At 32.4% G+C, this 19,110-nt stretch carries 15 protein-coding genes and 1 pseudogene; 5 read left to right on the top strand and 11 right to left on the bottom strand.

Annotation, left to right across the window (positions count from 1 at the left end; genetic code table 11):
* Positions 1-349: 349 nt before the first annotated feature.
* The 7 genes from LPB88_RS21805 to LPB88_RS21775 all read right to left on the bottom strand — a co-directional run bounded on the left by LPB88_RS21805 (position 350) and on the right by LPB88_RS21775 (position 6,199).
* Positions 350-1,609: a hypothetical protein gene (locus tag LPB88_RS21805; RefSeq protein WP_230717776.1), complete on the bottom strand. Its 1,260-nt coding sequence runs from the start codon at positions 1,607-1,609 to the stop codon at positions 350-352.
* Between the two features lie 127 nt (positions 1,610-1,736).
* Positions 1,737-1,937: a hypothetical protein gene (locus LPB88_RS21800; RefSeq protein ID WP_230717775.1), complete on the bottom strand. Its 201-nt coding sequence runs from the start codon at positions 1,935-1,937 to the stop codon at positions 1,737-1,739.
* Positions 1,938-2,048: 111 nt separating this feature from the next.
* Positions 2,049-2,609: a hypothetical protein gene (locus LPB88_RS21795; protein WP_230717774.1), complete on the bottom strand. Its 561-nt coding sequence runs from the start codon at positions 2,607-2,609 to the stop codon at positions 2,049-2,051.
* Positions 2,610-2,703: 94 nt separating this feature from the next.
* Positions 2,704-3,126 carry a cytochrome c oxidase assembly factor Coa1 family protein gene (locus LPB88_RS21790; RefSeq protein WP_230717773.1) on the bottom strand — a complete coding sequence of 141 codons (423 nt, stop codon included), beginning with the start codon at positions 3,124-3,126 and terminating at the stop codon, positions 2,704-2,706.
* 141 nt (positions 3,127-3,267) lie between these two features.
* Complete coding sequence (locus tag LPB88_RS21785) at positions 3,268-4,140, bottom strand: hypothetical protein (protein ID WP_230717772.1); 873 nt, start codon at positions 4,138-4,140, stop codon at positions 3,268-3,270.
* 346 nt (positions 4,141-4,486) lie between these two features.
* Entirely contained in the window at positions 4,487-4,669 is a 183-nt protein-coding gene (locus LPB88_RS21780) for a hypothetical protein (RefSeq protein WP_230717771.1), read from the bottom strand.
* Between the two features lie 198 nt (positions 4,670-4,867).
* Complete coding sequence (locus LPB88_RS21775) at positions 4,868-6,199, bottom strand: murein L,D-transpeptidase (protein WP_230717770.1); 1,332 nt, start codon at positions 6,197-6,199, stop codon at positions 4,868-4,870.
* Between the two features lie 292 nt (positions 6,200-6,491).
* Here LPB88_RS21775 and LPB88_RS21770 point away from each other — a divergent pair, with 292 nt between their 5' ends.
* A complete protein-coding gene (locus LPB88_RS21770) occupies positions 6,492-9,932 on the top strand; it encodes a methylmalonyl-CoA mutase family protein (protein ID WP_230717769.1) in 3,441 nt (1,146 codons plus the stop codon).
* Positions 9,933-10,492: 560 nt separating this feature from the next.
* On the opposite strand, the gene LPB88_RS21765 is transcribed toward LPB88_RS21770, so the two are convergent.
* A complete protein-coding gene (locus LPB88_RS21765) occupies positions 10,493-10,864 on the bottom strand; it encodes a flagellar motor protein MotB (RefSeq protein ID WP_230717768.1) in 372 nt (123 codons plus the stop codon).
* 300 nt (positions 10,865-11,164) lie between these two features.
* Here LPB88_RS21765 and LPB88_RS21760 point away from each other — a divergent pair, with 300 nt between their 5' ends.
* Positions 11,165-11,626 carry a type ISP restriction/modification enzyme gene (locus LPB88_RS21760; protein ID WP_230717767.1) on the top strand — a complete coding sequence of 154 codons (462 nt, stop codon included), beginning with the start codon at positions 11,165-11,167 and terminating at the stop codon, positions 11,624-11,626.
* A gap of 52 nt (positions 11,627-11,678) precedes the next feature.
* On the opposite strand, the gene LPB88_RS21755 is transcribed toward LPB88_RS21760, so the two are convergent.
* The 3 genes from LPB88_RS21755 to LPB88_RS21745 form a co-directional block, all read right to left on the bottom strand.
* Positions 11,679-12,065 (bottom strand): secretion protein, encoded by a 387-nt coding sequence (locus LPB88_RS21755; protein WP_230717766.1) that lies wholly within the window; start codon positions 12,063-12,065, stop codon positions 11,679-11,681.
* 374 nt (positions 12,066-12,439) lie between these two features.
* The gene (locus LPB88_RS21750; RefSeq protein ID WP_230717765.1) at positions 12,440-12,847 is read right to left on the bottom strand and encodes a DUF3244 domain-containing protein; all 408 of its coding nucleotides are present in this window, start codon (positions 12,845-12,847) and stop codon (positions 12,440-12,442) included.
* Positions 12,848-13,508: 661 nt separating this feature from the next.
* Positions 13,509-13,928, bottom strand: coding sequence for a DUF3244 domain-containing protein (locus LPB88_RS21745; RefSeq protein WP_230717764.1), 420 nt, complete (start codon positions 13,926-13,928; stop codon positions 13,509-13,511).
* A 450-nt stretch (positions 13,929-14,378) separates the two neighbouring features.
* Here LPB88_RS21745 and LPB88_RS21740 point away from each other — a divergent pair, with 450 nt between their 5' ends.
* From LPB88_RS21740 to LPB88_RS21730, 3 genes and pseudogenes are all read left to right on the top strand, one after another.
* Positions 14,379-15,251, top strand: coding sequence for an AraC family transcriptional regulator (locus LPB88_RS21740; RefSeq protein WP_230717763.1), 873 nt, complete (start codon positions 14,379-14,381; stop codon positions 15,249-15,251).
* Positions 15,252-15,604: 353 nt separating this feature from the next.
* The gene (locus LPB88_RS21735; protein WP_230717762.1) at positions 15,605-16,465 is read left to right on the top strand and encodes an alpha/beta hydrolase family protein; all 861 of its coding nucleotides are present in this window, start codon (positions 15,605-15,607) and stop codon (positions 16,463-16,465) included.
* A 536-nt stretch (positions 16,466-17,001) separates the two neighbouring features.
* Positions 17,002-19,110 (top strand): annotated as a pseudogene (locus LPB88_RS21730) (hypothetical protein); the annotation flags it as partial.

Genomic DNA, 19,110 nt, shown 5'->3' with positions numbered 1-19,110 from the left:
AATACTACTTATTCAAAAACAAAGCCACAATTTTATTTTAGGAGCATAAACAATTTGTTTCATAATTAACAATTTGTTTTTTTTAGTCTCTAAGCCTCTGAGTTACTAAGGTTCTAAGTTTTTTTTAGGACCTAATCCAGCTATTCGTTTCAAACGAAGTTCACTGAACTCCAAATAAAATAAGTATTAGGTGAAGTAATCTTTTGCTTTTTAAAGGAAAAAGCAAAAAGATTTCCACTTCTATCGGGCCTAAAGGAGAGCTTTTTGGTTTTACAATTACTAATAAAAAAAAGAGATTCAACATAAGCTGAATCTCTTTTGATTTTTGTATTCTTAAAAAGAAAGAAATTTATTTTTTTACTTCAAATTTGCCATCTTTCTCGCAATAAACATCTGTTGAATTAGATTCGTATTTTTTAAAGCATGAATCGCCTGTTTTTTCAACTAAAATAAAAGAGTTGTTATATGAAATAAATTTCAACTCCAGACCTTTGTCATTTGCAATGGTTGTTTTATCATTAACAATAACAAAATCAACATCTCCATTATCTTTATAAACCCAAACTTTAGCTTCTGTAGGATTGTTTGATTGCATGATACTTCCTTCAGCATTGTTGGTAAAACGATCTGTTTTTAATTTTCCAGCCAGCGTTTTTCCGTTTTGAGATACAGTTCCGTTAATATAAATATAATAAGCAGAATCAAACGTAGGATTTTCAACTTTAGCTGTAAACTTTTGTTGATTAATAGTCATCAAACTTCTTATGTTTGCCTCGGTATCACCTGGCCACATACTCATCATACCTGCACCTTGTTTAGCAGTTTCAAGATATTCTAATGACTTTTCGAAATTTGGAAGAAACATTTGTGTTAAAGCTAAATTTAAATAAATTACTTTATTATAATCTTTAGGCTTCATTTTTTTATATTCTTTACCTACATAACCCAAGTAGAATTTTTCTAAATCTGTTAAGTATGATGAATCTAAAGAACTACTTGCTATTTTGTTTAAAAACTCATCAGTTTTAGTATTATATTCAACTAGTTCACTGAACTCTTCAGCTTTCTCAAATAAACCATAGTTTAAAGAGAACTCCTTTTCAGCAGCAAGAATATTATTATCAGTAAGATATTTATAACCAATATTATTCAAATCACTAGCTAAACTTTGATTTGGTTTTCCATTAACATAAGCAGCGGAATACATCTTAGCGTTTGTTCCTTTTTCGTATATAATTTCATTGTTTTTACCTAAAACTAAATATTTGAAATCTCCATCTAAAAGGTATGTGCCATTGTCGGCTTTTTTATAAGTTGCGCCTTTGTACCCCATTAATACACGGATATCTGGGTTTGTTACATCTTTTTTAGTGTAATCTTCGATAGTGTTTTTAGGAACATTTTGCTCATACGTTTTTGTGTCCTTATCGGCATAAGTTGCATTCCAGGTATCATCTCCCTGAACGATAATGTTATACGTTTTGATGTTTTTGAAAAACTCCGACTTTGGGATACTAATTTTAACTTTTTTCTTATTTGTGTCTGCTTTCTGAGCATAAGAACTACTGCCAATTATAGTTAGCAACAAGAATAATGTAATTTTTTTCATAGGTTTATTTTTGCCAAATATATGAATATGGACATTAAATTTAGTTTAAAAACGATGTTTTAATTAAAAAGAAACAATTGTTTAATAAACTTCTTAAATTAAGATATTTGCCTGTTTGTTTGGTATATTAAAGTTCGTTTCGGATAATGAAATAAACGATTATCCCTGTAAAAATTAATGTAATTGTATAACCGGTCCAGATATTTCGATTATTAAATTCTTCGTTATATTGATCTGCTAATTTTCCTTTAAAGCCTTTTATCATCCAAAAGAAAAAGCCTCCAATCCAGAGTAATGTTAGTGTTGCTGCGAACGGTTCTTTAGCCATTTTTTTATTTTATTATACATTATTTAGTGCTGAGTAATTGCTCAAAACAGCAAAATTATAATTGATTTATGTAACTTAAAATCTTAGCAACTTAGAACCTCAGGACCTTGTTTACGGCCAATTCATCCTAATATTTTGATTCCAATATGTTTTGCTTGAAATATAGGTATAGTGCATTTCTGGTATTAGAAGATTGTTGTGATCGTAGAATTGTACTCTTATAATTTTTTCGTTGCTGTCATCTTTTAGGCTGATGTTTCCTTCGGCAGCGTCAATTAGTTTCTTTTTCTTTAAGTACAAACGTGGTTTTTCAATAATAAAGACGACTGCGGCTTCATTATTTGATTCTCTTTCGCCGGCTAAACTTCCGTTTGTATCAAAAGTTTCGACCCTTTCTAAAAAATTATTATTGTAATAGAAAAGCTGAAAAGCAATCTCACCATGTAGTACTTGCAATTTGTGATTCATAACACGAAACCGAAGTACTTGTTTCTTTGCATTTGTAAATTCGATAGAACCGCTTCCGGTTGCATCAATGTGGTTGTTTAAAACTTTTACGGGTTTTGAAAATTGCACAATTTTATTAGTGTACTGTGCGTATTTATTTTGAGATTGTGCCGAAATGCAAATAGTTTTAAAAAGGCAGAAACACACAAAAAGGAATGATTTCATATAAAATTTGGGAAGGTTTTTATCTTTGTCAAAGTTTTAAACTTCGACAAAGATTTTATCAATAACAGGAAATTTCAGCAATCTAAAAATAGAATTACTTCTTTAATAAATCAATTTTTTCTTTAGAAGCTTCAATATAAAGGCTCATTTCGTTGTATTTCCAGGTTCCTCTTTTAGTACCAACAATAAATAGAGTTCCTTTTCCTTTAGGTCCTTTTATCGGAATTTGTAAGTCGCAGCTTTCCATATTATTAGTTGAACTAATACTGCCCGAAGCAATTCCGTCATCCTCTATAGGACTTCCTAGTTTTTCAATTACGATCTTATTATGTTGTGCTTCGTTCATAGCAAATTTGTACGAATCTGATCCTTTTAGCATAGAAGTTATACCAAAGAAAATTCCAGCTATAAATAAACCTAAAAGTACCAAAAGACTTAAACATCCTGTTGGAACAAACCATTTCCAGTTTCTGTCCCACCAACTTTTTCTAACAATTAATTCGTTTGAATCTTCCATAGTTTTAGATTAAAGGCGATATATGTTTTGTGTTAAAATTTGAATTTAAAAGTACATATTTTTTAATAAGATAAGAGTATTATAAATACAAAATCATCTTATTTCGTAAGATGATTTTGTATAAAATGTGATAAAATTAGACTATTTATTATCGAAGGCTATTTCCTGCAGAGCATTTGGGTTGCTAATGGCCGTAGTAACTTCTTGTTTTCTCAAAGAATCGTAATATCCTGTTCCGGTAATTAGCAGAAGTTTTTTAGGAATAATTGGTTTTTTGTCAAAAATAGTAGCATATAGCAAATTTGCCTGCATAAATCCACCGTCGTTTATAAGATGAAGTGTATGTTTCCCGTAACGTAGATTGTCTTTATTCTCAACCAAATAATTATAACCATTTTTACCATCATAAGCATCTTTAATAGCATCGCCTACTCTCAACAAACCGGCATTTTTTATAAATGCCGCAATCGAAATCGCATTTTTGCGTATTGTATTATGAGACATTATAAAATCAGAATCTGTATAAGCTAAGGGCGATATTCCTTGGTAAATATAGATTGCAACATCTGGACTGTTTTTATGTATTTTTTCAACAATCATTTTGACATTGGCTTTATAGTTCCCGATTTCAGATAAAGCTATGGCAGTTGATTCCTGTATAATTGCATAATCGAAATAATTACCATCCTTATCTTTATTAGAAAAAATTTGATTTGCCTCTGTTTTATTTGTTTCATAAACTTTTTGCAGCGAAACTCCAACGGTAATTAATTGATCAACATTCATTGGTTGATTGTTGGCGTCGCAAAATTCTTTAAATAATATAGGGGCGCTTACAAAATATTCTGTCTGGCTGTTTCCTATAAACAATATGTGTGGGGGTCCGCTGGTTTTTGGAGGTGTAGGTCGCGGAATGTTTTTTTCATTTGAGGTATTATTTTCAGTAGAAGTAAAATTATTACAGGAAGAAAGTAAAATTATTACAATACTAAAAATTACAAGCTGTTTTTTCATTATTCTTAATTAAAGGTATTTTCAAATGCTTGAATGAAAATGCCTGCAAATATCTTTTTAACCGATTTAAAAAACGGATTTGAAAAGATTTAAAATTGGTATTTTAAGACATTGTTTTTTATTCAATAAATAAAAAAAGCGAAAACAGAACTAATTCTATTTTCGCTTTGATTTTAAGTATGTGAAATTTATACGTATTGCAAGCAGTATAAATTAGGATTGTAAACAGGGTTGATTTGCTTTAAGTCGGCTAATATATTGTGTGTATAATCTCTACCGCCAATCGCTAAATAAAATATAGATTTTGAGATGTAAAAAGGTCTTAGAGGTAATGAGCGCCAACCATTTAAGAAATTCTTAAAAAATGTCGTAATGCATATTTTATTATTTTTTCCTCAGGACGAACAAAATAGATAGTTGAACTTTTTAATTTGGTCATCAGATTTGGAAACATTACAAATCTTCCGCCTTGTTGAATCAATAGATTTATTTCAAAAAGTGTTAATCCTTCGATATTCTCTGTTTTCATGATAATTAATTTTAATTAGAAATTAGTGGTATTATTATGATACAAAGTTCTTTCAGTTTTGGTGTTTTTTTTATCCTTTAAAAGATTTAAAATTAATAAGTTAAGGTTGTTTTAATAGGTGAGAATAAGACAAAAAAAAAGCTGTACAAAAAGAATGACTTTGTACAGCTCTTACGAGATTAATATTCTCAATTTATATTACTTATCAGCTACAGCATTTTCAGGAAAAAGAACTTTATTCAAATCGCCATCTTTGTCATAAACATCCTGAAAGAAGCTCACCTCACCAGATTCGTTTACCCACGAAGTAAAGTAACAAATATAGATAGGCACTTTGTTGGGCAATTTAAAAGTAGTTTCCTCAGTACCGTCCATGGCTTTGTTTATTCTCTCTTCTGTCCATTCAGGATAATCTTTTAGCATTGCAATTGCTAATTCTTTAGCTTTACTTACATTCACACAACCGTGGCTAAAAGTTCTTTTTTCAAAATCAAATAATGTTTTGGCAGGTGTATCGTGCATGTAAATATCATCTGGATTTGGGAAAATAAATTTTACTAACCCTAATGAATTTTCCGGACCCGGTTTTTGTCTCACCTGACCATTTATGATCTCCATATTATGTTCTGTCAAATAATTTTCATCAGCAGCAATTTTTGATTTCAATTCATTGTCCACAATACTTTGAGGTACTGTCCAATAAGGGCTAAAAACTATTTTCTCAATATTGCCGTTAAAAATTGTTGTTTCAGTCAATGGAGAACCAACAAACACTTTAGAAACCAATTCGATTTTACCATTTTTTACATAAACCAATTCAAACGATGGTACATTAACCATGATATATTCTTTGTCTTTTAAAAGTTGAGGCGAAATCCAGCGGCAACGTTCCATGTTGATCATTAATGTTTTGATTTTGTCTGCAATAGGAGTGTTTAAATCTTTAATATGATCTTCATTAATAATGTAATTAGGTTTTAACCCGTTTCTCAATTTGTATTTCATTACACCATCCATTAATTCCTGATCATAAAAATCACTTTTAGAGTCATTTTTCAAATCTCCCATTACAAATAATCGGTTTCTGATTTGTGCAACAGTGATCGATTTTTCGTCTGGTCGAATGTCTTTATAAGGACTTGCGAAAGTTATTGGTTTCCAGTTATTTTCTTTTTCTATTTTTTGATATTTTTTTAGAGCATTTTGAAGTTTGTAATATTGATTAAAAAGTACTTCATCATTTTTTTCCAATCGTTTAGGTTTGATCAGAGTATCTAATAAAGTTTCATAAGATTTATTCTTATAAATAGAGATTACATCGTTTTGTTGTTTTTTTAAATCATTATATGTTTTAAAGAAAGCATTTTGAACGTTGTTATCTACCAATGGATCAGAATAATCATCTGTGGTGTGATTATAACTGTTTGTCAAAGTTTTTACTGTTCCGGAGTCATTTTTTTCGATTCGATTAAAGGAAAAGATAAAAAAACTAAAGACAAAAATTAGGCTGGTGGAATATAATGTTTTCATTTTTTAAATTTTTACGTTACTACTTTAGATAAATTAGTTTTGGCAAAAATTTGGGGTTTTTGTTCTGTGCTAAATTACTCTATCATGTTGTTACATAAGTTGTTGCATTGTGTTTAAATGTTGCGAAATTGCCATGTTTGTAGGTTTTATATGTATATATCAACTAATGGTTTAGATTGTTACCCTTGGTATGAAAAAAAACATTCCTTTTTTTGTTAACATAAAGCTATCGAAGTGATCAAATATTAAAATATTTTGTAAATTGCTCCCTTAAAATTATCATATTCATAAAATGGAACAACAAATACCATATAATCCTAAAAATAAAGTAAGAATTGTAACCGCTGCTTCACTTTTTGACGGACATGATGCTGCCATCAATATTATGCGCCGTATTATTCAGTCAACTGGAGTTGAGGTAATACATTTAGGTCACGATCGTAGTGTAGAAGAAGTTGTAAATACAGCTATTCAGGAAGATGCAAATGCTATTGCCATGACATCTTATCAAGGAGGACATAATGAATACTTTAAATATATGTATGATTTGCTTCACGAAAAAGGAGCAGGACATATCAAGATTTTTGGAGGCGGAGGCGGAGTAATTCTGCCAAGCGAAATTTCACAATTACATGAATATGGAATTACCAGAATTTATTCTCCGGATGATGGGCGTTCTTTGGGTTTACAAGGAATGATCAATGATTTGGTAGAACGTGCAGATTATCCAATTGGAGATAAACTAAACGGAGAAATTGATCATATCGAAAACAAAATTCCAACCGCAATTGCACGTTTGATTTCGGCAGCAGAGAATTTCCCAGAAATAGCAAAACCAGTTTTTGATCAAATTCATACCAATAATGCCAATTCTAAAATTCCGGTTCTTGGAATTACAGGAACAGGTGGAGCCGGAAAATCATCTTTGGTAGACGAGTTAGTTCGTCGTTTTTTAATTGATTTTCCAGAGAAAACAATCGGATTAATTTCTGTCGATCCTTCAAAACGTAAAACAGGAGGAGCACTTTTAGGAGACAGAATTAGAATGAATGCGATTAATAATCCACGTGTTTATATGCGTTCATTGGCAACACGTCAATCTAATTTGGCATTATCTAAATATGTTGCCGAAGCGATTCAGGTTTTAAAAGCCGCAAAATACGATTTGATTATCCTTGAAACTTCGGGAATCGGACAATCAGATACGGAGATTATGGATCACTCAGATGTATCCTTATATGTAATGACGCCTGAATTTGGTGCAGCAACACAATTGGAGAAAATCGATATGCTTGATTTTGCTGATTTGGTAGCTTTAAATAAATTTGACAAAAGAGGAGCATTAGACGCGATTCGTGACGTTAAAAAACAATACCAGCGCAATCATAATTTATGGGATAAAAACCCTGATGAAATGCCGGTTTTCGGAACAATTGCTTCGCAGTTTAACGATCCGGGAATGAATACGCTTTATAAAGCGATTATGGATAAAATTGTCGAAAAAACAGCTTCAGATCTAAAATCGACTTTTGAAATTACACGCGAAATGAGCGAGAAAATCTTCGTGATTCCTCCACACAGAACACGTTATTTATCTGAAATCGCTGAGAATAACAGATCTTATGATGAAATCGCACTTTCGCAGCAAAAAGTAGCTCAAAAACTATACGGAATCTTTAAAACGATAGAATCTGTTTCTGGAAAAGTTCCGCAAATTAATAAAGCAGGAATTGATGATTCGGCTGTTTTACCAAGCGCAACCGAAGCACACGACGAGAATCGTATTTTCTTAAACCTTTTACTAAATCAGTTTGATAAAGTAAAAATGGATCTAGATCCTTATAATTGGGAAATTATCCTGAATTGGGATGAGAAAGTAAACAAATACAAAAATCCGGTTTACTCGTTTAAAGTTCGTGATAAAGAAATTAAAATCGCTACACATACAGAGAGTTTATCGCATTTGCAGATTCCGAAAATTGCTTTGCCTAAATACGAAGCTTGGGGCGATATTTTACGTTGGAATTTACAGGAAAATGTTCCTGGAGAATTTCCTTTTGCTTCAGGATTATATCCGTTTAAACGTGAAGGCGAAGATCCGTCAAGAATGTTTGCGGGCGAGGGCGGACCAGAAAGAACCAACAAACGTTTTCATTATGTAAGTGCAGGATTGCCGGCAAAACGACTTTCGACAGCTTTCGACAGTGTGACTTTATACGGAAACGACCCAGATATTCGTCCTGATATTTATGGAAAAATTGGAAACGCAGGAGTTTCGATTTGTTGTTTGGATGATGCTAAAAAGTTGTATTCAGGTTTTGATTTGGTTCATGCCTTAACATCTGTAAGTATGACCATCAACGGGCCAGCGCCAATGTTGTTAGGTTTCTTTATGAATGCGGCGATCGATCAGCAATGTGAATATTACATCAAAGCCAACGATTTAGAGAAAGAAGTTGAAGCTAAAATCAACAAAATATACAAAGAAAAAGGAACGGAACGCCCTAAATATCAAGGCGATTTACCAGAAGGAAACAATGGTTTAGGTTTAATGCTTTTGGGCGTTACCGGAGATCAGGTTTTGCCTTTGGAAGTTTATAATGAAATTAAAACCAAAACATTATCACAAGTTCGTGGAACGGTTCAGGCAGATATTTTAAAAGAAGATCAGGCGCAAAACACTTGTATTTTCTCGACCGAATTTGCTTTAAGATTAATGGGGGACGTTCAGGAATATTTTATTACCAAAAATGTTCGTAATTTCTATTCGGTTTCGATTTCAGGATATCATATTGCCGAGGCAGGAGCGAACCCAATTACGCAATTGGCATTTACGCTTTCTAATGGTTTCACTTACGTGGAATATTATCTAAGCCGCGGAATGAGCATCAACGATTTTGGGCCTAATTTATCATTCTTCTTCTCAAACGGAGTAGATCCTGAATATTCGGTTATTGGCCGTGTGGCACGTAAAATTTGGGCAAAAGCCATGAAAAACAAATACGGAGCCAACGAAAGAGCACAAATGCTAAAATATCATATTCAGACTTCCGGACGTTCGTTACACGCTCAGGAAATTGATTTTAACGATATTAGAACCACTTTACAAGCTTTGTATGCGATTTACGATAACTGTAATTCATTGCACACCAATGCTTATGACGAAGCAATTACAACACCAACCGAAGAATCTGTGCGTCGTGCCATGGCGATTCAGTTGATTATTAATAAAGAATTAGGGTTAGCTAAAAACGAAAATCCAATTCAGGGTTCATTCATAATCGAAGAATTAACAGATTTAGTTGAAGCAGCCGTTCTGCAAGAATTCGACCGAATCACAGAACGTGGCGGAGTTCTTGGAGCAATGGAAACAATGTACCAACGTTCTAAAATTCAGGAAGAAAGTTTGTATTACGAAACCTTAAAACACAACGGAGATTTCCCAATTGTGGGTGTAAATACTTTCCTAAGTTCAAAAGGTTCTCCAACGGTAATTCCGGCAGAAGTAATTCGCGCCACCGAAGAAGAAAAACAATATCAAATTACGATGCTGGATAACTTACACCAGTTTCACGAAGCAAAAGTAAACGAGCATTTAAGCAAACTGCAAGAAGCCGCTATTAAAAACGAAAACTTATTCGACCATTTAATGGAAGCTACAAAGGTTTGTTCGCTTGGTCAGATTACTTCGGCATTGTTTGAAGTTGGCGGGCAGTATAGAAGGAATATGTAGATTTTACGATTTTATATTTATGGAAAAACCTCTCAGAAATGGGAGGTTTTTTGTTTAATAGAGTTTTTATATGTTTTGAATTATGGAAAACCTTAATAGAATTGTTGAGTTGTTTTGTTTTTTTGTAAATTATTTACTGGCTATTTTTAAAACTTTCATATTTTATTGTATGTTTAATAATTCATGAATTTCCTGTTAAAAAATTAAAATTTACTAAAAAAAAACATATAAACTAAACTAACGGAAATGTCAACATTAACCATATCTTAAAACATAATCGACCTCTCGGATACCATAAACCTGTAGAAGTTGATAGTGTTTGTATTTATGAAGGTTCGGTGAGTTATAAAGATTCATATCGTTTTTAACTGTTTTTTAGGTGTTAATTAAAACGCAAAAGAGAAACATACGAATGGAAAAATTATACCTGCCAGCCACTGCTGGTGCGAGCGTCTCGCCCGTGAACCCACGCTCCGCTAAGTTTTCACAATTGCTGTGCGAAGTCTCCTGACCTCCCACAGCAATCATTAACTCCGCTACTTTATTTTGACTTTACTTTTTTAGGATCCTTTAGGCTTGAGTTTCAATTTTGCAAGTATGGCATCAGCTTTTTCATTTTGACAGATGAATTGTAAAGCGTCGGCATAACGATAATAATATACAGGGTCTAAATCAGATGTTAAGGCAAACAATTCACCGTACCATATTGCCGCTTTTTCCAGTTTACAATCAGAGTAAGAAGAATTTCCTAATTTTTGAAATAACTCTACTGATTTATAGCCTTTTGCAGCAACTCTTTCGTAGGTCGCTATTACATTAACATAAGCGTATTTTTTACTTACTTTATCGGTTACATAGTTTTTTTCATCTTGCGCAGAAATGCGAAATGAAAAAAATGTCAGCAGTGCTAAAAGAACTATTTTTTTTTGCATAGGTTTTAGTTTAAAAAAATGTTAGGGCTACTCATTTTTTTTCCTTTATTGATATTGAATAATTTATAACGTAAGAAAATTTCATTTGTTTATTGAAAATGGTGCTTTTGTTTTGCAAATGTATATAAATCAATGATATAAAAAGATAATCGAGTGTTTTTTTTAGGGCTGAAGCTAATTATCCTAAAAAAACTGATGCAACAAATTAGGAACTTTTATCTGGTAAAAAACGTTTTATAGATGCGGTGTACTTATATTAAATATATGACATAACTTTATATTTCTTAAGCTAAAATCATCATGACAATTCAGCAATATCTAAATAAAATCAATACTTTGTATCTTGCAGAAGGCATAAGTGAACATTTGGATAATGTAGCATTGGAAAATCTTATTATAAAGACTGCAATAGAGCGTAATGGAATATATTTTGTTCTTTTTAAAAAAGTAGCTGATAACTCTATTTTCATAAACCCTGAATTTATGAAGCAAATAGCCAAAAACTTAGATTTATTGTTTGTAAATGAAAAAGAAAGCGAAGGCAATGTATGTTTTGCAAATAGTGAAGAACTGCGCCCGGAATTTAGACAAAGCTTTACAACAATAGATGTATTAGATTACTGCTATGCTATTTTACATTCATCTATTTATCAGGAGAGTTTAAAAAATGATAGTCAAAAAATTCCGGTTCCATCAGATTGCGATGTTTTCTGGAGACTGGTTCAATTTGGAAGTGATTTGCGCAGGAAAGAAAGCACATAAAAAAAGCATCAGCCGTGGCTGATGCTTTTAATTTTTTTTAGGGCAAAAAAAATTAACGACGGAAACCAGGACTTTCGTTTACCGTTTCGTCAAGTTTAACTGCTTTTTCTTTTTTAGCTGCAACTTTAATTTCGTGTTTTACAACTTTACTGTTTTCTTTTACTTCTAATACATAAGTTCCAGAAGGAAAACCTTCTAAGCTTATTGTTTTTGAAATCTCTAATTTGTCTGCAGCAGAATCTCCTTTGTAAACTAAATTATTGTTTTCATCATAGATTGAGAAAATTGATTTTTCAACGGTGTTCAAAGTAAAACTAACCACTTTTCCATTTCCGGTTTTTATATTCAAAATATAATCACCTTTTCCATCAATTGCATAAGTAAAAATAGTTGTTAAAAATACGGCAACAACTAAGCCCATTTTGATAAATTTTGTCATGTCTTTTTTAATTGTTTATTAGTATTTGAGGCAAGCCCAAAACTAAAAATTAAAATTTAATTTTATGCAAAAAAAACATTTTTTTATAAGTGTAAATTGTTGAATTAAAGACGTTTCAGTGTTTTTACTGAAATATGTACGTAATTACTGGGCTCGTTGATGTTTTTAAAAGCAATTTTTTAATCCCGTAAAAACCAGACTTTTGAAATTATTAAGAATAGTTTTCCAAAAAAAAATGGTTTGCAAAGAGTCGGTAAAAAAAGAGCATAAAAAAACAGCTCATTAACGTCAAAGGAGCTGTTTTTTGAAGACTATTATTTTAATTTTTCACAACGTCTAATCTCACATTTAGACTTTTTATGTGCGTAAACTTTTTAGCGCACGGCAATACTTGTATTTTTAGCAGAAAAACCTGCTTTGTAAACTGATGAAACTGCTTTTTTAGACAAAACCGTAGTACCGTCAGTTATTGTAATTTCATGTCTCACTTTTTTTACATTATCCTCAACTTCTAAGAAGTAAGTTCCTTCAGGAAATTCTTCTAAACTAAAAGTTCTCAAAATTCCGTCTTTACCTGAAGCAGATTCAGAATAAATTAGATTACCATCTTTGTCGTAAATTGTTAAACTGGCTTTTTTTACCTGATTCAGAGCGAACGTAATCACTTTCCCATTCGTTTTAATTACGTGAAGATTAAAATCTTCATTCCCGTCGATTGCATAAGTACTCATTCCGGTGAAAAGTACAGCACATACTAAACTCAATTTTAAAATCTTTTTCATGGTATTTAATTTTTAGATTAATAGTTCTAATTCTCTGATGCTAAATTACTTATCAAATAAACATATTCTCACAACTCTATTTGCCGATTTCGATGCTATATTCTCATTTACGAAACCGTTGTAGGTTAAAATTTGAATTATATTTATCGTATTTGTTAATTTGATTATTATTTTTCAACGTTTTACTTGAATTAAGATAATGTAAATTTATCTACATTTCTTACAAAAGAATGTGCTTGAGAATTTAACCGCAAAGTGCGCGAAGGTTTTTTTATATGTGAGATTTTACATAAACGCAAAGTTCGCAAAGCTTTGTGTTTGGTTCTTATAAAAAGTGGGTGGTAAAGTTTAACCGCAAAGTACGCAAAGATTTTTTTTATACGCGAGTTTTTACATAAACGCAAAGTTCGCAAAGCTTTGTGTTGATAAAGCTTTGCGAACTTTGTGTTTCCTATGCGCAATCCAGAATAAAAAAACTTTGCGCGCTTTGCGGTTAAAATCCACAATCCAAGGCAAAAAAACTTTGTTGTTAAACTAAAAAAGTATAAAGCAAAAAAAAACAGCTCAATAACCACAAAGAGCTGTTTCTAAAACTATACAGTTTTTAAACTTTACTAACTATCTAACCTCATTTTTATACTGTATGCGAGTATAAACTTTTCTAGCGTACTGCTACGCTTGTATTTTTAGCAGAAACTCCTGCTTTATAAACTGATGAAACTGCTTTTGATGATAAAACCGAAGTTTCATCAGTAATAGTAATTTCGTGTCTTACTTTTTTTGCATTGTCTTCAACTTCTAAGTAATAAGTTCCAGCTGGAAATTCTTCTAAGCTAAAAGTTCTTAAGATTCCGTCTTTACCTGAAGCTGATTCAGAATATAGTACAGTACCATCTTTATCGTAAATTGTCAGGTTTGCTTTTTTAACCTGATTCATAGCAAACGTAATTAGTTTACCATTCGCTTTTAATACATGAAGATTAAAATCGTTATTCCCATTATCATTCCCATCAATTGCATAAGTACTCATTCCTGTAAAAAGCACTGCACATACTAAGCTTAATTTTAAGATCTTTTTCATGGCTATTCGTTTTTAAATTTTTACTTCTAATTTTCTGATGCTAAATTACTTCAGGAGCTCTTATTTTTTCACAACTGTGTTTTCCTATTTCGATGCTATATTCTCATTTACGAAAGCGTTATAGGTTAAATTTTGAATTATATTAGGTATTTTAGTTAATTAGGTTGTTATTTTTTAACTTTTTCAAATTTATTAACCTTTTTTGAATTATCCAATATTCTTACAAAAATTAGCATATACTTATAAAATCTTTGTTTAAATGCGATATATTGAAAAAATCAAGGATAAAAATATGGGTCTTGAAAAAATAATCGAATAATCACGATTTTCAGCTTTAGAATTTTACTGTTTTTCGTGCTGTATTCTCATTTACGAAACCGATATAGGTTAAATTTTAAATTATTATAGGTTTTTTTGTTAAATTTGCTATTATATTTTAAAGATAGTATCATGAAAACAGTCGCCCCAGCTCTTGAAGTGATATCAAACTCCTACGGAAGTTCTTTTACCTACACTAAACACGCCGAAAAGACTAATAGTAAAGCTCACTTATGGCATTATCATCCGGAGATTGAATTGGTTTTTATAAACGGTGGAGCAGGGAAGAGACAAATAGGAAGCCATGTTTCTTATTATACGAATGGTGATTTGATTTTAATAGGTGCTAATTTGCCACATTGTGGTTTTACGAACGAACAAACGGGAAACAAAAACGAAACCGTTATTCATATTAAACCAGAGTTTTTGGGAAATGATTTTTTTATCGCTCCCGAAATGAAAAAGGTTCAGAATATTTTTAATCAGGCCAAAGTTGGAATTGCTTTTGGCGGAGAAACTAAAAAACATATAGGCAAGAAAATCGAAATGATGGAACATCAGCTTCCGTTTGAACGCTTGCTGACACTCTTGAGTATTCTCGACGAGTTAGATTCCTCACAAGATTATACAGTGCTTAACGCCGACGGTTTTTCGCTGGAATTGCAAACGCAGGATAGTGACAGAATCAATGTGATTTTTAATTACGTAAAAGATCACTTTCAGGAATCTATAGCAATAGATGAGGTTTCGAATCTGGTGAGTATGACCACGCCTTCATTCTGCCGTTATTTCAAAAAGATTTCAAATAAAACTTTTACCGAATTTGTAAACGAATATCGATTGGTTCACGCCTCCAAGCTTCTGGCCGAAAAACCAATGAGTATTAATGAGGTTTGTTACGAAAGCGGTTTTAATAATTTCAGTCACTTTAGTAAATCTTTCAAACAATATACGGGTAAAAGCGCTTCGCAATATCGTCTTGAGCATAAGATTATTATTAGCTAAGATAGCTGCCCACGGATTTTACGGGTTTTCACCACGAATTTGCTTCGCCTGTTCGCTATCGCTCGGGTCACAAATTAACACGAATTAAATTAGCGAAAATTAGTGAAATTCGTGGCGAACATTTACCACAAATAAAAATTCTTCTAATCCACATAATCTGTGGCAAAAAAATATCCAGTATTCAGTTCGTGGCAAACATTTACCGTAGAGAAAAAAATCTTTTAATCTGTGCAATCCATGGCAGAAATAATATCACAAACTCATAATCCGAGCAGTAAAAAACTGGTCGGATTTTTCATATAATTAATTCGAAAAAAAGGTATATTTACACTCCTTAATCGAAAAATATAAATATGAAAAACTTTAAAATCTTAGTATTTACGGTTCTTTTGTGTGCCTCGTCTATGAGTTATGCTGCAAAAGTAGATACTTTACAAGTTGCCAGTACAGCGATGGGCAAAACCTACAAAGCCGCTGTTGTATTGCCAAATTCGTATGCTAAAAGCAAAACCACTTATCCCGTAATGTATTTGTTACATGGAGCTTATGGACATTTTAGCGATTGGTTAAAAAATACGCCGAATAAAAAAACAGTTCAGAATTTAGCAGATCAATACAATATTATTATTGTGATGCCTGAAGGTGAAACTTTTAGTTTTTATCTGGATAGTCCTGTGAATAAAGGAAGTCAGTTCGAAACCTTTATCACGCAGGAAGTAGTTCAAAAAGTAGATAAAACATACCGAACAATAAGCAACAGAAGTGGAAGAGTCATTACAGGACTTTCTATGGGTGGTCATGGCGCTTTGTATTTGTCGGCAAAACATCCTGATTTATTTTGTGCTGCCGGAAGCATGAGTGGTGCCGTTGATATGAGCACAATGCTTAATCGTGAATCTTCAGGGCAAGTAGTGAAATTAATGCAGCCCGTTTTTGGAGATAAAAGTGATAGCTCAGAAATGTATGCACAATATGCGGTTATGAATATGCTAGATAAAATCAAAGCAAACAAATTACCTTTAATTATAGATTGTGGTGTAGATGATTTTTTAATAGAATCTAACAGAGAGTTACACCGAAGATTAGTATATAATAAAGTAGAACATGATTATACCGAACGTCCAGGAGCACATACCTGGGATTATTGGGAAAATTCTTTGCCTTATCATGTATTATTTTTTAGCAAAATATTGTTTAAACCTAAAACGAAGTAATTACGAAATTAATATTTTTTTAATTAGTAAGGCTTTTATTAGTTTAATATAAAGTCGCTTTTTTGTGATATTCATAAAAATCAGGTCTATATTTTTCATTTTCGAAAAATAGATAGGCCTGATTTTTATTTATTTAAAAACATTAAATACTACTTTTCTTATTGTTGCATTCCGTTCGTCGATTTTATTTGAATAATATCGATTATACTTCCTTTTAAGTGAGAGCATTTATGTTATTAACTAATTTTAACAAATGTTTTTTCCCCATGATCGTTAAAGTCAGATTTTTTTCTGAGGGTCAATTCTTTTTAAAAGAGTTTTTAGATTTTGTACTTCATAACTTTTTGAAGATGGTTAATTATTTTTCATGTAATTTCCAAATCTGTAAACTTCCTGGTTTTTACTAATGTAATGGTATTTTAAATACTATTATTATGAAAAAAACTATTTTTTATCACATGAAGATTACACACCATGAATTGTGTAAAATCTTTCGTTGTTCTTTTATTAGTCTAATTTTCCCAAATTTTAATTTGATGAAAATTAGTATGCACAAAAAGTATCCGTTTTGCTTATTGGTATTTTTTATGCTATTTGCTTTCCACCCTTATTTGTATTCGCAAGCCGTATCAGGAGCAGCTGTAAAAGCTAATTTTGGTATTGATGCTGATGTTTATGCAAACAAAGAACAATTTTTGGTTCCCCCTACGGTTTCTGGTATTTATGATGACTGGTTTTTTAGCTCAGCTTTTGCTAATGGAACCGGTGAAAATGTTATTGATCAGAGCAATGCGGCAGGGTTAAAAACATCAATCCAATCGAATAATAATTTTACATTTGAAAAAAGAATGTCGAAACCAAAAAATACCATGGTTGGTAATTTTTTGTGGATTGATGCTGTTTACGGGCGTGATGGAAATTCTACTCAAAGTAACAGCGATTCTAATACTTTTTCTGGAAATTCTAACAAAAATGGTGATAATCCTGCTACTTGGTCTTTAGGTTCGGGTAGTATTCCTCAAAAAGATGATATTGTTGATGTATACGGCTACCTAAAAAGAGATTTATCTCCGGCCGCATTAGCAATTAATCCTAATGGAGTTTTATGGGGATATGGAGGAGCATCTAAAATTTCCTCTGATGGGAATTCACATTTTGATTTTGAATTTTTCAGAACAGAAGTTACTTTTAACGGTAGTGCTTTAGTTGGTACAGGTGGCCAGTCAGGACACACAGCATGGACTTTTGACGGCACCGGAAAAATACTTGTTCCGGGGGATGTAATTGTCGCCATTGATTTTGAAAATGGTGGTACAAAACCAATTGCCAGTGTAAGAGTTTGGATGTCTAGTGCTGATGTAGCAGCTTTTAATTCAAAACCTAACAGACCTTTTGATCTAACCGGTGTTTTTGACCAGGGTAATGGTGCGCCTCCTTACGGATATGCAGAAATAAATGCAAAAGGTGGAGGTATAAATATGAATGTTTTTGCAGTTGTTAATGTAACTGCTTCTACACTAGGGCCACCATGGGGAACTTTAAGAGGCTCACAAGCTTCTTTTCAAAATGATTACGAAGCTTTGCAGTTTACAGAGTTTGGACTTAATTTGACAGCATTAGGATTAGATAGTAGAAATATTAACCAAAGTCCTTGCTCAAATTTATTAGGCTCACTTTTAGTAAAAACAAGATCTTCATCTTCATTTACTTCAGAATTAAAAGATTTTTCAGGACCATTTTTATTCGGAAATATTACTGATGTAGCCGTAGTAGGCAATGTTAGTAATCCTTTAACCTGTAATAATCCAACAGCAACTTTAACAGCAACACCAACTCCTGCAAATGCTACTATTAAATGGTACGGACCTTCACCTGATGGTATTGTCGATGGACCATTTATAGCGGGAAATGCACCTGTTGTATCTGTTAAGGGAATTTATACCGTATATGCTTATACTAATTTAGAAGGCTGTTTTGCTAAAAAAACCGTCACGGTTCTTGAAAATAAAGTACCGCCAAATGTTAATGCAGGAAACGATAAAGCCTTAACTTGTTTGATAACGTCGATAAAATTGTCAGGCTCATCAAGTACGCCTAATGCTACATATTTATGGAGTACATTAGACGGACACATTGTTTCAGACGGTACGACTCTAACACCAACGATTGATAAAGCGGGGACTTATACTTTAACAGTCACCGACCCAATAAATGGATGTTCGGCAGAAGATTCAGTAACTATTACAAGTACTCCGCCAACACCTATTGATATAGTTTGTCCTCCGGATAATATAAAAAGCTCTTGTACTTATGCTGATCAGGCTGCAGTTAATGCTGCTTTCGAAATCTTTAAACAAGGATTTTCAGCTTCAGGAGGTAACGGAACTTTAACAATTACAGGATTGGAGAATTTGACTCCTCCAGCTTTATGCGGCGGAACTGTAACTGTAAATTACAATGTTACTGATGCTTGCGGATTACAGAAATCATGCTCAGCTACTTTCACTATCACCGCTCCAGCGGCAGTAGTTCCGGTATCACCAGATCCATTCACTGCTTCAGCTTGTGCTTATGCCGATCAGGCTGCGGTAAATGCTGCTTTCGAAACCTTCAAACAAGGCTTTAGCGTAAGTGGCGGTTGTGAT

The organism is Flavobacterium sp. JAS, assembly GCF_020991455.1.
Classification (GTDB): domain Bacteria; phylum Bacteroidota; class Bacteroidia; order Flavobacteriales; family Flavobacteriaceae; genus Flavobacterium.
This window is presented reverse-complemented; position numbering and strand designations above follow the sequence as displayed.

Coding starts and splice junctions, on each gene's coding strand:
- LPB88_RS21805 (WP_230717776.1), bottom strand. CDS start 1,609: ATGAAAAAAATTACATTATTCTTGTTGCTAACTATAATTGGCAGTAGT.
- LPB88_RS21755 (WP_230717766.1), bottom strand. CDS start 12,065: ATGACAAAATTTATCAAAATGGGCTTAGTTGTTGCCGTATTTTTAACA.
- LPB88_RS21795 (WP_230717774.1), bottom strand. CDS start 2,609: ATGAAATCATTCCTTTTTGTGTGTTTCTGCCTTTTTAAAACTATTTGC.
- LPB88_RS21785 (WP_230717772.1), bottom strand. CDS start 4,140: ATGAAAAAACAGCTTGTAATTTTTAGTATTGTAATAATTTTACTTTCT.
- LPB88_RS21790 (WP_230717773.1), bottom strand. CDS start 3,126: ATGGAAGATTCAAACGAATTAATTGTTAGAAAAAGTTGGTGGGACAGA.
- LPB88_RS21745 (WP_230717764.1), bottom strand. CDS start 13,928: ATGAAAAAGATCTTAAAATTAAGCTTAGTATGTGCAGTGCTTTTTACA.
- LPB88_RS21775 (WP_230717770.1), bottom strand. CDS start 6,199: ATGAAAACATTATATTCCACCAGCCTAATTTTTGTCTTTAGTTTTTTT.
- LPB88_RS21750 (WP_230717765.1), bottom strand. CDS start 12,847: ATGAAAAAGATTTTAAAATTGAGTTTAGTATGTGCTGTACTTTTCACC.
- LPB88_RS21800 (WP_230717775.1), bottom strand. CDS start 1,937: ATGGCTAAAGAACCGTTCGCAGCAACACTAACATTACTCTGGATTGGA.
- LPB88_RS21770 (WP_230717769.1), top strand. CDS start 6,492: ATGGAACAACAAATACCATATAATCCTAAAAATAAAGTAAGAATTGTA.
- LPB88_RS21740 (WP_230717763.1), top strand. CDS start 14,379: ATGAAAACAGTCGCCCCAGCTCTTGAAGTGATATCAAACTCCTACGGA.
- LPB88_RS21735 (WP_230717762.1), top strand. CDS start 15,605: ATGAAAAACTTTAAAATCTTAGTATTTACGGTTCTTTTGTGTGCCTCG.
- LPB88_RS21780 (WP_230717771.1), bottom strand. CDS start 4,669: ATGAAAACAGAGAATATCGAAGGATTAACACTTTTTGAAATAAATCTA.
- LPB88_RS21765 (WP_230717768.1), bottom strand. CDS start 10,864: ATGCAAAAAAAAATAGTTCTTTTAGCACTGCTGACATTTTTTTCATTT.
- LPB88_RS21760 (WP_230717767.1), top strand. CDS start 11,165: ATGACAATTCAGCAATATCTAAATAAAATCAATACTTTGTATCTTGCA.